This is a genomic window from Beggiatoa alba B18LD, assembly GCF_000245015.1.
GTDB lineage: Bacteria > Pseudomonadota > Gammaproteobacteria > Beggiatoales > Beggiatoaceae > Beggiatoa > Beggiatoa alba.
Genome location: NZ_JH600070.1, coordinates 2,176,282 through 2,190,783, shown reverse-complemented (window position 1 = coordinate 2,190,783; position 14,502 = coordinate 2,176,282). Strand labels below are relative to the sequence as shown.

Below are 14,502 nucleotides of genomic sequence, written 5' to 3'. Positions count from 1 at the left end.
GTGCTAGTCTCACCTCGTCAGCAAAATAATTTCAATCGTTTTTATTCCGCCATCATTTTCATTGTTAAAGAGCCAACAAAAATTATGTTGTATCTTATAGTTGAACTGTTAAAAATCAGTATGTTGGCAATTATTTTGTTGAGTGTTTACTTACTCGCACAGCAAGATAAGGATTTGCGTAGAGAAGGGATTAGTTTAGTTGTTTTAGGATGTGTGTTTTTACTGATTCAGTATCTATATCCGCTTATGGCAGATATACCATCATGGACGAAGGCTGTTTTTCACTCACATCTTTTTAGTTTTTTAGGCTATTTATTTTGTGCAATTGGATTAATTTATTTATTTCCCTTAACAGCACATTTAATCCGTCATCGTGTCATAGAAGCTCAAAAACTTAATATTACAGCGCGTACACTAGCGGAGTTACGGGCAGAAGAGACTTTATCCCGTTTAAATGCGTTGATTCAAACCTCTCCATTAGCTGTGCTTGAGTGGGATGAACAGGGCATTGTGTTGCGTTGGTCATTGTCTGCTGAAAAAATTTTTGGATATAGCGAAGAGGAAGTCTTAGGCAAGAATATTTTTGCTTTAAATTTCATTTATAAAGATGATATTGAACAGACGTTGGTAGTACGAGATAGGTTAATTACACGAACAGAGTTAAGTAATGTTAATTTGAATCGGAATAATACAAAAGATGGTCGGGTGATTTATTGCGAGTGGCACAATTCAGTACAGCCTGCAACGGAAAATTGTCGTTTATCTGTTTTGTCCTTTGCTCAAGATGTTACTGAACGGGAAGTGAATCATCGAGCCTTGCGCTATAGTGAGTTGAAATTTCGCCAAATTACTGAAAACTTAAGCGAAGCCTGTTATGTGATTGATGTTGCAACTCAGCAATTAATTTATGTAAATAAGGCATTTACTCATGTTTGGGGATTGTCAGAAAATATATTGTGTTCACAGCCTCGTGCGTGTTTGATGTCGATACATCCAGATGATAGAGAGCGGGTAACAAATTCTTTTTATGAAACTTTTTTACAGCAGCGGAGTAAAGAACTTTATCAGACTGAATATCGTTTATTAAAACCAGACGGCAGTATTTGTTGGATACGTGATCGTTGTTATCCCGCGTTGAATGAACAAGGGGCAGTCTATCGACTTATCGGCATTGCCGAAGATGTCACTTATTATAAAAATACGGAGATTCTCTTACGGGAACAAAGTACGTTATTGGCACAGCAAAATGTTGAGCTAACACATAGTTATGAGGCATTGCAATTTCATGTGGATAATTCGCTGTTTGCAGTGATTGAATGGGATGCGCATGGGCAAATTAATTATTGGTCAACAACAGCAGAAAATTTATTTGGTTGGTATGCCAGTGAAGTATTAAGTCAGCATTTATTTAAGTTTACGAAAATTTGGATATTTCAAGAAGATATTCCCATTGTTAAACGGCTGGTGCATGAGATTATTCATGAGAAGAAGCAGAAAGATACTTGCATCGTCCGTCATATTACTAAAAACAAAAGCGTTTTATTTTGTGAGTGGTATATCTCAGTTCGTTTAAACCCGCAAGGGCAGATCGTTTCCCTGTTAAGTTTTGCCCTTAATGTCACCCAACGCGAGCAGTTACGCCAGACCTTACAAGACAGTGAGGAAAAGTTCCGCCAATTAGCCGAACATATTGATGAAGTGTTTTATATTTTAGATGTAAACACCAATCAGATGGTTTATATCAGCCCCAGCCATCAAAAAATGTGGGGACAAACACATGAAGCAATTCTGAATAATCCGAATTTATGGACAGCGATTATTCACCCAGAAGATAAAGAGCGGGTTGAGACCACATTCAAGCAGTTTAAACAGCATCCACAAACAGAGTTAACGCAAGAATATCGAATTGTTAAGGCTGACCAACAAATTCGTTGGATTCGTGACCGAAGTTACTCTATTTATCGTCCTAATGGCGAAATCTATCGAATTGTCGGCATTGCTGAAGATGTGAGTGATTATAAATATGCTGAAATGGCAGTTACTCAAAGTAAAATAGAATTACAACAACGTAATTTTGAAATACGTGAATTATACGAATTTACACAACAATTGAATTACCGCTTAAATATTGACGATGTTGTGAATATTTTTTATGAACATTTATATCGTCTTATACCTGCTGTGACTTGTAGCTGTTTAATTAGTAATAATTTAAACAATTATAAAGTCTCTCTCATTAGCCGCGAAAAGTTAAGCCCTAGCCTGTTACAAGAAATACAAGAAGAAATTCTTTCCAGCTTTAATTCTATCAGCCCTAATCACACGCTAACTGCAAGAGATATCAGCTTTACATGGTTAAAACAGCACAGTTTGCAAAGTCCACAAGTGCCCGTTAACAGCTTGGCAAATCGGCTAAATATTCCTTTAGAAAATGCAATAGGCATGCATCACTTAATAGAAAATAAAAGCATTCTTTGGATAGGCTCAGTGATGTCCAATGCTTTTACCCATAGCCAACTACGTCTTTGCTACATCCTGATCAACCATTTAGCCAATGCGTTTAAACGTATTCAAGAAATGTTTATTCGGGAACAACAAGATTTACAAAACATTGTCATGTATTTACCTGTTGGTGTTATCTTATTTGATAAAACTGCCAAAATTTTATTTGTTAATCAACAAGCAAATTACTATCTGCCGTTTTTAATTACGGAAGAAACCAGCTATTTAGATGAAAAATTAGTCGCACATCTCATTGAACATGCGAGTACAGCACGCTTTTATAAACAAAGTTTTATCTTTGATGCGTTATTCTTAGAACTCACCATTCACCAATTAGATTATGGTAGTTACAGCGCGCATTATTTAATGGTTATTCAAGATATTACCGAACAAAAACGCACAGAAAGTGCTTTAAAAGCCGAACGTTTATTACTCGCGCAACAAGTAGAAAAACGCACCGCAGCATTAAGCGATGCCAATCTGGAATTAGCAAAAGCAAATCGTCTAAAAGATGAATTTCTTGCCAACATGAGCCATGAACTCCGTACCCCACTGAATGCCATTTTAGGAATGTCAGAATCTTTAAATGAAGGCGTTTATGGCGATTTAAACGAAAAACAACACAAATTCCTACGCCATATTAATGAAAGTGGTCAACATTTACTGGCATTAATTAATGACATTCTCGACCTTTCAAAAATTGAAGCGGGTAAAGTCCAACTGCTTTTAGATACAACCAATATCGATGAATTATGTCAGAGTTGTTTAACCTTTATTAAGCAACAAGCTGAACAAAAAGGGTTAAAAGTTCACTTCCAAGCCGACCCCGATGCAAGCACAATTTATGCGGATCAACGGCGATTAAAACAAATTTTGTTAAATCTCCTCAGTAACGCAGTTAAATTCACAACCGATGGCGGGGAAATTGGGCTAGAAGTAAAACGCGACACAGAAAAACAAGCCATTCACTTCATTGTTTGGGATAGAGGGATAGGCATCGATCAAAAAGATATGCCATTACTCTTTAAGCCCTTTACACAAATTGATAGCCGTCTGTCTCGGCAATATGAAGGCACAGGATTAGGCTTAGTGCTAGTACACCGTTTAACAGAACTACATGGCGGTAGCATCACAGTTGAAAGTGCAAAAGGCAATGGTAGCCGTTTTACCATTTCCCTGCCTGCCCCTGTAGAAAAATGGTGCGCCCATGTACAACATGCTCAAGAAACTGCCTTGCCTAAAGGGGGAGAAAAAACAGTTTCTATTGCAGACACTAATCCGTTAATTCTAGTTGCAGAAGACCATTTGAATAACATCATGGTCGTGATTGACTACTTAGTTGCGCATCATTATCGAGTTAAAGTTGCACGAACAGGAACAGAAGCACTAGAACGCTTACAAGAAGAACGTCCTGATTTAATTTTAATGGATGTACAAATGCCAGGGATGGATGGACTCGAAGCAACACGACAAATTCGCTTAAATCCCCAATATACGGATTTACCCATTATAGCGATGACTGCACTCACAATGCCCGGTGATCGTGAACAATGCTTAACAGTCGGGATGAATGACTACATCAGTAAACCGTTTAGCCTCAAACAATTGCTAAATCTGATTCAACAGTATTTGAAAACATCGGTAGAAAAAGTGAAATAAATAACGCGAAAAACAGTGAACGTCTGAAAAAATCCCTATGAGCCTTTTTCAATTCCCTTCATTCAATGATAATATAGCGTTTCCTTTGGTTGACGTATCTATGGAATTAAGTTAATGAAGAAACTGACTTTAGCACTCTACATTTTGCTTGGTAGTCCTTTCGTCTATGCGACAGAACAAGCAGCAAATAACGGCGCGATTGTTGGCAATGCCGAGGCAGGTAAAGCCAAAGCAACCACAGTCTGTGTTGCCTGTCATGGCGCAGACGGTAATAGCGCCAATCCAGAATGGCCTAGTTTAGCGAGTCAACATGCTAACTATACGACTCAGCAACTGCATGATTTTAAAGCAGGCGTTCGGGATAACGCATTAATGACACCACAAGCAATGGCTTTAAGCGAGCAAGAAATTGCTGATTTATCTGCTTACTTTGCCAGTCAAACTAAAAAACCGAATGCTGCAGCCAATGAAGAGCTCGCATTAAAAGGTGAAAAAATTTATCGTGGTGGCAATCAAAGTACAGGTTTACCCGCATGTATAGGCTGTCATGGACCTAAAGGCAGCGGGAATGGTGCAGCAAAATATCCTGCCCTCAGTGGACAACACACTAAATATGTACAAAAACAATTGGAAGACTATAAAAGCGGTGCACGTGGTAGCAAATCTGATCAATCAACAAAATTGATGATGCGCCAAATTGCACAAAAAATGTCAACAGAAGAAATAGCCGCCCTTGCAGAATATATTGCAGGTTTACACTAAGTTAAAATAGGCAAGTAAACTAAAGGACGACATTACGCTTTCTTATCAAAGACGTTATTTCGCGCTTTCATTTTTAAAAAAACCAGACTTATGTATGCGGTCTGGTTTTTTTTATGGCTCAACATGATAATGCAGTTGTACCAGCCCTGTTGTGAAAGATTTTGCTGCTAGTAATTTTAACCGTTTTTCAGGAATTCCCGTTTTAAATAACTTAATCCCTTCTCCAACCAAGACAGGAATAATTGATATGATGAGCCTATCAAATAATTGTTCCTGCAATAACAAATTAACGATTTCAGCCCCACCATCACAAAAAATATTTTTTCCCTGTTCAGCTTTTAACTGTTGAATTAACGTGCGTAAGTTACCTGTATAAAAATGCAGATTACCTTCACTTGAGCGTACCTGATGAGTAATAACATATGTCGTCTTATCGTGATGCGGAAAAATGGTTACTTGCTTCATCACCCAATCATACGTTTTCCGCCCTAAAATGATCGTATCAACGCTATCAATAAAGGTTTGATATCCATAATCTTCTCCTGCTTGTTCAACCAATGAAAGAAAACTTAAATCATCATTAGGTTTAGCAATATAACCATCTAAACTGCTTGCAATGTATAAAACGAGTTGACGTTGCATTATATTATTTAACCTGAGTTTTGCGAGTTTCTGTTAAAAAGACAAGCCTTTGTCTGAATTAGAATTTTCTGAATTAGCAGGATTTAAAAGATTAATTCACGTTAGTTTTTTTATTTTGTGGGTTTAAATCCTGAAAACCCTGATTCAGACAGTTTTTTAATCTTAATAAAACGATGCAGAGAACCGTCTTAACTTTAAATCACTTTATGGTGCATTTGCTATAGCTAAAAAATAGCATTTTCTTTATTCATTACTGGTTTGTTTTATTAATTAAGAGTACTAAATAATGAAATTAATTTTTGATGTTATTGCGTGGTTAATTTACAAATGTATTGTTATAGCGTTAATTTCTATTGTATTTTTTCTAATGGTACTCTCTTTCCAATGGGCAAGTAATACCATCACTCAAGAAAGTTTACCAACCCTGACAATGCAAATTGAGCAACAACTCAATAAACCCATTGCGATAACCTTAAACAATACAGTTATATCCTCTCTTGAAGTGGCTTGTACCACAGTGTCAGGCATTGCCAACCGCTTAGACCAATCGACGAAACAATTTTTAAATCGCTTAGAACCCCCCAATCCTTTTTTAAATCCTATTGATTATTTTTTTTGGAAAAAAGGAGAGTCCATTTTTATAACGCAACAAAACGCACTTATTTCAAGTTTTAATGAACAAACTGATGAGTGTAATAAGGTTCTATCAAGACAAAGAAAGATTAATCAACAGAAAATTCAGGAGATTCAAACGCAAACAACAGAGTTTACCAATAAAATTAAAGGGATACGTGCAACCATTAAGCTATCAGGTCATGCAAATACGCAGATGATGAAAGAACTCGATGATTTACGCACACAACGTCAGCAATTAGCAGAAGAACGTGGGAAGCACGAAAAAATTATTGCTGATACATCTCAAGAAAATGAAAAACATAAACAAACGTTAAAAATGTGGGAAATACAAATAGCGGATTTATCCAGAAAAATTAATGGGCTTAATGATGGAATCATCAGAGTTCAAGGCAAAGAACCACATTCAACACTTGAGTTTTTTGAGCATCGCCGTTGGAAAAATGAACTTAATCAAATGATAGGGGAGCTAGATGCGGTAAAACAACATTATGGACAACTCATTAGTGCTAAAATACAGCTAGAACAAGCTAGTGCAATGATTACAGATGAAAATGAAAAACGTAGCAAGGTATTTCCGCTGATTGAAATGCAAATTGCAACGTTAACAGAAAAAATTAAAAAATTGCGTGGTGATTTGAAAGAACAAAATGCACTGATTATAGAGTTAGATATTTTACGGGCACAACGTCAGCAATTAGCAATAGAGCAAAACCAGCTTGAACAAACCTTAATAGACAGTTCTTTGCAACTTTCAAAAGTGACTAACCACCTAGAAAATAATGATTTATTTTGGATAAGTTATCAGCTATTTATTAATAGTATCTTTTTACTCGTTTTCTTCATTTTATTTGGTAATTTTATAAAAAAATCTTTTTGGTATTTCATTATCGCCAGATTAGCTAGCACTGCTAGTCCTTTACAAGTTTTGAAATAATCAAGCTGTATTAAAATTTTTTTCGTTCTTACTCACCTGATTTCTGCGAAATTTTTCAAAAAGACAAGCGTTTGTCTGAATCAGGATTTTCAGAATTAACAGGATTTAAACCCCTTAAACCAAGAAATTAAGGCAAATCACGCTTTTTAATCCTGCTAATTCTGAAAATTCTGTGAATCCTGATTCAGACAAAAAAAGACCTGCTAGCTTTTCAAAACCTAGCAGGTCTCTGTTTTATTTTATAAATATCGCCGAACTTGGGTTAAATAGTAAGCGTAGTCAGATAAACCAAATGCACACGTAACAACCCTTCTAAAATTGATATGAAGGCTTTAAAACAGGATGTTGAGTTGGTATCTTAATGCTTATCATTATGAACAGGTGGTTCGTTTTGGCTTTTTATCCCGCCTGCCGTTTCAATAAATTCAATAATTGCGGCTAATCCTTCCCCTGTTTTTAAATTGGAAAAGATAAACGGTTTTGTACCGCGCATTTTGCGTGCGTCGCGCTCCATCACTTCTAAGGATGCACCAACATAAGGGGCGAGGTCGATTTTATTAATAACTAATAAATCAGATTTGGTAATTCCTGGTCCACCTTTACGCGGGATTTTATCACCTGCGGCAACATCAATTACATAAAGGGTTAAGTCAGATAATTCGGGGCTAAAAGTCGCGCTTAGATTGTCGCCACCGCTTTCTATAAAGATAATTTGTAGGTTAGGAAAGGTTCGATTGAGTTGGTCAACTGCGACCAAATTCATGGAGGCATCTTCTCGAATTGCAGTATGCGGACAGCCACCCGTTTCTACGCCAATAATTCGCTCGACGGCTAGGGCTTGGCTACGCATTAAAAATTGTGCGTCCTCTTTGGTGTAAATATCGTTAGTGACAACCGCGATTTCGTAGCGGTCTCGTAGATTTTTACAGAGTGTATCCACTAGGGCTGTTTTACCTGACCCGACAGGGCCGCCGATACCGATTCGTAAGCTAGACATGGTCTGTAGATGAATATTGGGGGAGGGGAGAATGTAAAAATAGATAAGGGACAGCGTTTGACATTGTCGTCCTATGAATTGTGCATAGGACGACAATTAGCTAACTAGCATTGTAGAAGGTATAAAACTTCTTCAAGTTCAGCACGAAGTTGTTGGATAATGTGCTGTCCTTGTTGCAAGTTATTTTCTGGACTATCGCCCAATAATCGCTGTTTCGCGCCACCAATGGTAAAACCTTCTTCATACAGCAAGGTGCGAATTTGACGAATTAAAACCACATCTTGCCGCTGATAATAGCGTCGGTTACCACGACGCTTAATCGGTTTTAATTGGGGGAATTCCTGCTCCCAGTAACGCAGTACATGCGGTTTTACTGCACATAAATCGCTAACTTCACCAATGGTGAAATATCGTTTACCGGGAATAACAGGAAGTTCATTATTGTTCGATGGTTCCAGCATACTCTTCTACTCGTGCGCGAAGTTTTTGCCCTGGTCTAAAGGTTACCACACGACGTGCGCTAATTGGAATCTCTTCCCCTGTTTTGGGGTTACGTCCAGGACGTTGGTTTTTGTTACGTAAGTCAAAATTACCAAATCCAGACAGTTTGACTTGTTCACCTTTTTCTAAAGCGGTGCGAATTTCTTCGAAAAATAAGTCAACCATTTCTTTGGCTTCGCGTTTGTTTAGACCCATTTCGTCAAACAATCTTTCTGCCATTGCTGCTTTTGTTAATGCCATCACATTACTTCCTTAATTGTGCGTCTAACTGATGTTCTAGGGAACTCAGTATTTGTTCTAGGGTTTTGTCGATTTCCGACTCTGTTAGATTGCGGGAAATTTCTTGAAAAATCAAGCCTATTGCCAAACTTTTTTTGCCATCTTCGATGCCTTTCCCCTGATAAACATCGAAAAGATTAACCTCTGTGAGGAAATCAGGTGCGGCTTGGCGTACGCAAGCTAAAACTTTATCAGCAGTTACCGTATGTTGGATGACAACTGCTAAATCACGCCGCACTGAGGGGTATTTAGAAACGTCGTTGTACACGGGGGTTTCTGCGTGGCTCAGGGTGGCGAGTTGCAATTCGAACAGATAGACAGGTTGGGTAAAGTCTAATTGTTGTTGCAACTGTGGATGTAATGCACCAATAATGCCAACAAGTACATCATCTTGATAGATTTCTGCGGTTTGTCCTGGATGTAATGCGGGGTGTGTACTTGCTGTAAAGCGGTAGGTTTTACGGCTAACGGCTAGTAGGTTTTCAACATCTGCTTTTATATCGTAAAAGTCGGTATTGAGTTGGGATAAACCCCATTGTTCGGGGTAACGGCTACCCGTGACAATGCCAGAGATAACGCGCTCTTGTTTTAGTCCTTCTGCCGTAGGGATAAAGCGCAGACCTGTTTCAAATAAACGGACACGGCTTTGTTGGCGGGTGAGGTTGTATTGGGCCGTTTGTAAAAGTCCTGTCCAGAGCGTGGTACGCATCACGGACATGTCGATAGCGGTTGGGTTGTCTTGGCGTTTGGCAATGGGATTTGCTAGGGCAAGTCCTGCATGATGGGGGGTGAGTTGTTTTTGTAAGTCAACGTCGACGAAGCTGTAAGTAATCGCTTCGTAATAGCCTTGTTGTATGAGCACTTCTCGCAGTTGTTGCAGGTTGACGCTGGGAATGGCTTGCATGACAAAATTCCCACGGGGCGGACGGGCTGGAATGTTGTGATAGCCGTAAACGCGGGCAATTTCTTCGATAATGTCGACTTCTATGGCGATGTCAAAGCGGTAGCTTGGGGGGGTGACTTGCCATGTATCGCCTTGTTGTTCGACGTGCATGTTGAGGCGGTGCAGAATATCGGTGATTTGTTCGGCTGTAAAGGAATAGCCAAGCAGGGTTTGAATGCGTTGCTGGCGTACAGTGACGGTGGCAGGTTTGGGGAGTTGGGCATCATCGGCAACTTCGATAATTGCGCCTGCTTGTCCGCCTGCGATGTCGAGTAGTAACGCGGTCGCTCGTTCTAGGGCGATGCGTTGTAATTGTGGGTCGACACCGCGTTCGAATCGGTGGGATGAGTCGGTATGTAAGCCGTAACGTCTGGCACAGCCTGCTAATTGTTGGGGGGCAAAAAAGGCACTTTCAAAGAAGATGTCGACGGTGTCATCGGTCACGCCTGAGCCTGCACCGCCCATAACGCCTGCAATGGCTAGGGGGTGGTGTTCGTCGGCAATGACGAGTGTTTGTGGGTCGAGTGCTATGCTCTGTTCATTTAAGAGGGTGAGTTTTTCGCCTTGTTTTGCCAAACGGACAATAATCCCGCCTTGTAATTTATTAAAATCAAAGGCGTGCATGGGTTGCCCCAGCTCTAATAGGATGTAATTGGTGATGTCAACAATGGGGTTAATGTTGCGAATATCGCCACGGCGGAGGCGTTCTTGCATCCAGAGTGGGGTTGTGGCTTTGGGGTTGATACCACGCACGACCCGACCAAGATAGCGGGGACAGCCTTGGCTATTTTCAATATGAACGTGAAATGTATCTGTAATGCGTGCAGGAATAGCAGGTATTTCTGGCGCGGTTAATGTCACGCCTGTGAGGGCTTTTACTTCGTGGGCAATCCCTTGAATGCTTAAGCAGTCGCCACGATTCGGCGTTAGTTCAATGATGATACTGCTATCGTCTAGGTTTAAGTATTGGCGAATAGAAATACCGATAGGGGCATCGGCAGGTAGTGGCATTAAACCGTTGGAGGTTTCAGCAAGTCCTAGTTCTTTGGCGGAGCAAAGCATTCCATGTGATTCTACACCGCGTAGTTTGCTTTTTTTAATGCGAATATCATTCGGTAAAACAGCACCTATTAGGGCAACGGGGACTTTCATTCCAGCTTGTACGTTGCTTGCCCCACAGACGATGGTTAATGGGGATTCTGTACCTGTATTGACTTGGCAAACTTTGAGTTTTTCTGCATCGGGATGGCGTTCAATGGTTAGCACTTCACCAACGACAACATTATCAAATGCAGGGGCGACGGTTTCCACATCATCAACTTCTAAGCCTGCCATTGTTAAGCAGTCGACAAGTTCCGTTGTTGTCATTTGGGGATTGACCCAAGTTCTTAACCATTGTTCGCTGAATTTCATAGGTAAACCTTAATTGTTACTATTTTGTTTGTCGTAATTTATTGTGTTTTTTCGGGAGCTGCATTTATACGGCTTTCATCATCGGGCAGTGTGGTGATGGGCGTTGCAATCTCAGGCATGGGAACGATGGGTTGTTCGTCCGCATTTTGTGGTGCTTTTGGTGTTAAATGATTTTTTACCCATTCTTTGGTTAGCTGTTCTCCTGTCGCAATTTGTTCAGGGGTTAGCGTTTTTAGTAGTGCATCGGCAGAGGCTTCTGCGCTTTTGTTTCCATACATCAACGCAATTAAAAACCAGTGGTATGCTGTGGCGAGGTTTTTTTCTGTCCCTCTTCCATCACGATACATAGTGGCTAATAAGGCTTGTGATGGGGCGTAACCTTGTTCAGCAGCTAGTTTTGTCCAGTGAAAGGCTTCCACTGGGTCAGGTGCAATGCCTAAGCCTTCGTAATACATAACGCCTAATTTGGCTTGTGCGTCAAATAAGCCTTGTTCCGCAGATTTTTTTAACCATTCAGTAGCACGAACTAAATTTTTAACGGTTCCAATACCATCACGATACATCATCCCAAGTTTATATTGTGCATCAGCGCGTCCGCTTTCTGCCATTTCTTGGGTTTTGCGAAAATCTTCTGTGTAGTTATTGCGTAAGTAGCGTTCAACTTTTCCGCGTATATTAGCCGCGTCGGGATGTCCATTTGCTTCCGCTTTGTTAAGCCAATATAACGCATGGGTTGGATTTTGGCTGACACCGATACCGTCCGCATATAGGATGCCTATTTTATATTGGGCCTCTTTTAACCCTCGTTGAGCGGCTTCTTCATAGAGTGCGGCTGCTTTTTTTAGGTCAACGGTTGTGCCTTTTCCTGTTTCATATAGTTGTGCTAAGTCGATTAAGGCGGCATTTTCACCGCGATGAATGGCTTCAGTAAAGGCTTTACGGGCATTTTCAAAGTCTGATTTTTGTACGTATTCTTGCCCACGTGCGTAATAATCAACGTAAGTATCTGCCGCAATTGCCGAAAAAGAGGCGCAGGAAAAGGTCAAAACGCTAAGTAATAAATTCAATGAGAAACGGGAACGCATAGAAAAGCAACTCCTGCATTAAGCTGTCAGTGATTGGGCTATCGTCTGTAGTGCTTGCAAGGGGTCGGGAGCACGTGTAATTGGGCGACCAATGACAAGATAATTTGCGCCTAATTGTAGGGCTTCCTGTGGTGTCATAATGCGTTTTTGGTCATCCTGTTGACTTTGTTGGGGACGAATGCCCGGTGTGACTAATTGTAACTGGGTGCTAACTGATTGACGAATTAAACTAATTTCATGTGGTGAGCAAACAAGCCCATCTAAACCATTGGTTTCTGTTAAACGGGCAAGACGTAACACATTATCGGTTAATGAGCCATGCAAACCCATCGCATATAAATCGGTATTGTCTAGGCTGGTTAAAATGCTAACAGCAATTAATAAAGGGCGTTGTGAATAGGGCGCGAGGGCTTCACGTGCGGCAATGAGCATGTCTCGCCCGCCTAATGCATGTACATTGACCATCCAAACCCCTAATTCAGCGGCTGCTTTAACTGCGCCTGCAACGGTATTGGGGATGTCATGAAATTTTAAATCTAGAAAAACATCAAAACCTTGGCTTACCAGCTTTTCAACCAGCGCAGGGCCTGCATGGGTAAATAATTCCATGCCTACTTTTAAACGACATCCTGTGGATTTTAACTGCTCTGCTAATGCTAACGCGGGTTTAGCCTCTGGATAATCTAAAGCGACAATTAAAGCGGCGGTATTATTCACCATCAATTCCTTGTATCGGTTTAATTGTATTCCACTGTTTACAACTTGGACATTGCCAATGCAGCGTTTTTCCACGGAAACCGCAATGATTACATTGATAAATAGCACGGTTTCTTAATAACTGTGTGGTCATATCCTTGAGTAATAACAAATGTTCGTGGGTAATACTGCTAGAGTTGGACAATGCTAAATCGAGTAAAAAATCTAAGCCACGCAATGAGGGGCGTTTATGTAACTGTTTAACAACAAAATCTGCCGCTTCTTGTTCGCCTTGTCGTGCTTGTAAAATCTTGGCAAGTTCAAGAATCGGGGTCATCCCTGCATCGGTGTTTAATAATGATTGTAAATAATGAATAAATGCATCTGCTTGCCCTAACTGCTGATAACAAATTTGTAAAGGCTCTATAATTTCAGATAAATAATCTTTATCTTGCTCTCCAACTCGTTGAAAAGCAGTGATTGCCGTTTGCCATTGTGCCTGTGCGAGGGCTAATTCTCCCTCTAGTAAGCTGGCGCGTACACAATCAGGATCGCTTTTTAAGGCTAATTGTAACCGTGCTTGTGCTTGGCTATATAACGCTTGTTGGCGGAGTGTTTCTACTTGTTCACAATGATAATGTGCAATTAACGTGTTCAGTCGTTCATCAGAGACTTTCGCTAGCGCATTAGCTGTCGCGATAGCCTTATCCCATTCATGTTCTTGTTGATAAATATCTAATAGTTGATGATATGCATAATCTCTATGCTCTTCTGATTCAACTAATTTTTCAAATAATGCTTCCGCACGGTCTAGTAAACCTGCTCGCCGATAATCATAAGCCAGTTCCAACACAGCAAGATGACGTTGTGCGGTGTCTAAAGATGGGCGTGTAATTAAATTTTCATGTATTCGTATTGCGCGATTGACTTCACCCCGACGGCGAAACAAAGCCCCTAACGCTAAATGCGTTTCTACGGTATCGCTATCAACATCTATTAATTTGATAAAAACATCAATTGCTTTATCAGGTTGCTCATTGAGGAGATAATTTAAGCCGCGAAAATAATCCGAAGAAAAACGTAATAAATTGAGTCCATCGTTCTGCACTTGACGATGCTGTTTTTTAGCGGCTAACCATCCCGAAGCAGCGGCAACGGGCAATAACAACCATAACAGTTCTAACATGACAAGTACGCACCCAAACGGTTTTTGTTATACCGTCGTTTGTAGAACAGAAAAAGCGTTAAACCATACGCTGTGCTCACTTGCTTATAAACAATGTTTGTTAAGGCAGACCCAAACCATGAGACCAGCTTAAGCAAAACCGCTGATTGTCGGTTGTCGCGCAGATTTCCATTCCGCATGGGATTTGTTTCAAACTCCAAAACATCAATAATTGAGAAAGGTAGGGTCGTAATAGACTAGCACACATTGCGTATTAATCATTTTAAA

The 14,502-nt window shown here is 40.2% G+C and carries 11 protein-coding genes; 3 read left to right on the top strand and 8 right to left on the bottom strand.

All coding sequences use genetic code 11. The annotated features are described in order from the left end of the window. Positions 1–84 precede the first annotated feature (84 nt). The gene (locus tag BEGALDRAFT_RS18175; protein WP_002685839.1) at positions 85–4,161 is read left to right on the top strand and encodes a PAS domain-containing hybrid sensor histidine kinase/response regulator; all 4,077 of its coding nucleotides are present in this window, start codon (positions 85–87) and stop codon (positions 4,159–4,161) included. A gap of 114 nt (positions 4,162–4,275) precedes the next feature. Beyond that, the gene (locus tag BEGALDRAFT_RS08905) at positions 4,276–4,923 is read left to right on the top strand and encodes a c-type cytochrome (protein ID WP_002685838.1); all 648 of its coding nucleotides are present in this window, start codon (positions 4,276–4,278) and stop codon (positions 4,921–4,923) included. Positions 4,924–5,034: 111 nt separating this feature from the next. Here the strand turns inward: BEGALDRAFT_RS08905 and BEGALDRAFT_RS08900 are convergent, their stop codons facing one another. Then, positions 5,035–5,565: a dihydrofolate reductase family protein gene (locus BEGALDRAFT_RS08900; protein WP_002685836.1), complete on the bottom strand. Its 531-nt coding sequence runs from the start codon at positions 5,563–5,565 to the stop codon at positions 5,035–5,037. A 286-nt stretch (positions 5,566–5,851) separates the two neighbouring features. On the opposite strand from BEGALDRAFT_RS08900, the gene BEGALDRAFT_RS08895 reads away from it, so the two are divergent. Further along, entirely contained in the window at positions 5,852–7,135 is a 1,284-nt protein-coding gene (locus BEGALDRAFT_RS08895) for a hypothetical protein (RefSeq protein WP_002685834.1), read from the top strand. Between the two features lie 358 nt (positions 7,136–7,493). Here the strand turns inward: BEGALDRAFT_RS08895 and ureG are convergent, their stop codons facing one another. From ureG to lapB, 7 genes are all read right to left on the bottom strand, one after another. Next, positions 7,494–8,132 carry an urease accessory protein UreG gene (gene ureG / locus BEGALDRAFT_RS08890; RefSeq protein ID WP_002685833.1) on the bottom strand — a complete coding sequence of 213 codons (639 nt, stop codon included), beginning with the start codon at positions 8,130–8,132 and terminating at the stop codon, positions 7,494–7,496. A gap of 104 nt (positions 8,133–8,236) precedes the next feature. Further along, on the bottom strand, positions 8,237–8,593 hold the full coding sequence (locus BEGALDRAFT_RS08885; RefSeq protein WP_002685832.1) for a MerR family transcriptional regulator: 357 nt from the start codon (positions 8,591–8,593) through the stop codon (positions 8,237–8,239). Continuing rightward, on the bottom strand, positions 8,571–8,873 hold the full coding sequence (gene ihfA, locus BEGALDRAFT_RS08880; RefSeq protein ID WP_002685831.1) for an integration host factor subunit alpha: 303 nt from the start codon (positions 8,871–8,873) through the stop codon (positions 8,571–8,573). The genes BEGALDRAFT_RS08885 and ihfA overlap by 23 nt, the downstream gene beginning before the upstream one ends. A gap of 4 nt (positions 8,874–8,877) precedes the next feature. Then, the gene (gene pheT / locus BEGALDRAFT_RS08875) at positions 8,878–11,268 is read right to left on the bottom strand and encodes a phenylalanine--tRNA ligase subunit beta (RefSeq protein WP_002685830.1); all 2,391 of its coding nucleotides are present in this window, start codon (positions 11,266–11,268) and stop codon (positions 8,878–8,880) included. A 38-nt stretch (positions 11,269–11,306) separates the two neighbouring features. After that, the gene (locus BEGALDRAFT_RS08870) at positions 11,307–12,353 is read right to left on the bottom strand and encodes a tetratricopeptide repeat protein (protein WP_002685829.1); all 1,047 of its coding nucleotides are present in this window, start codon (positions 12,351–12,353) and stop codon (positions 11,307–11,309) included. Between the two features lie 18 nt (positions 12,354–12,371). Further along, the gene (pyrF, locus tag BEGALDRAFT_RS08865; RefSeq protein WP_002685827.1) at positions 12,372–13,073 is read right to left on the bottom strand and encodes an orotidine-5'-phosphate decarboxylase; all 702 of its coding nucleotides are present in this window, start codon (positions 13,071–13,073) and stop codon (positions 12,372–12,374) included. Next, entirely contained in the window at positions 13,063–14,235 is a 1,173-nt protein-coding gene (gene lapB / locus BEGALDRAFT_RS08860; protein WP_002685826.1) for a lipopolysaccharide assembly protein LapB, read from the bottom strand. Before lapB ends, pyrF begins: the two co-directional genes overlap by 11 nt. Positions 14,236–14,502: the final 267 nt, after the last annotated feature.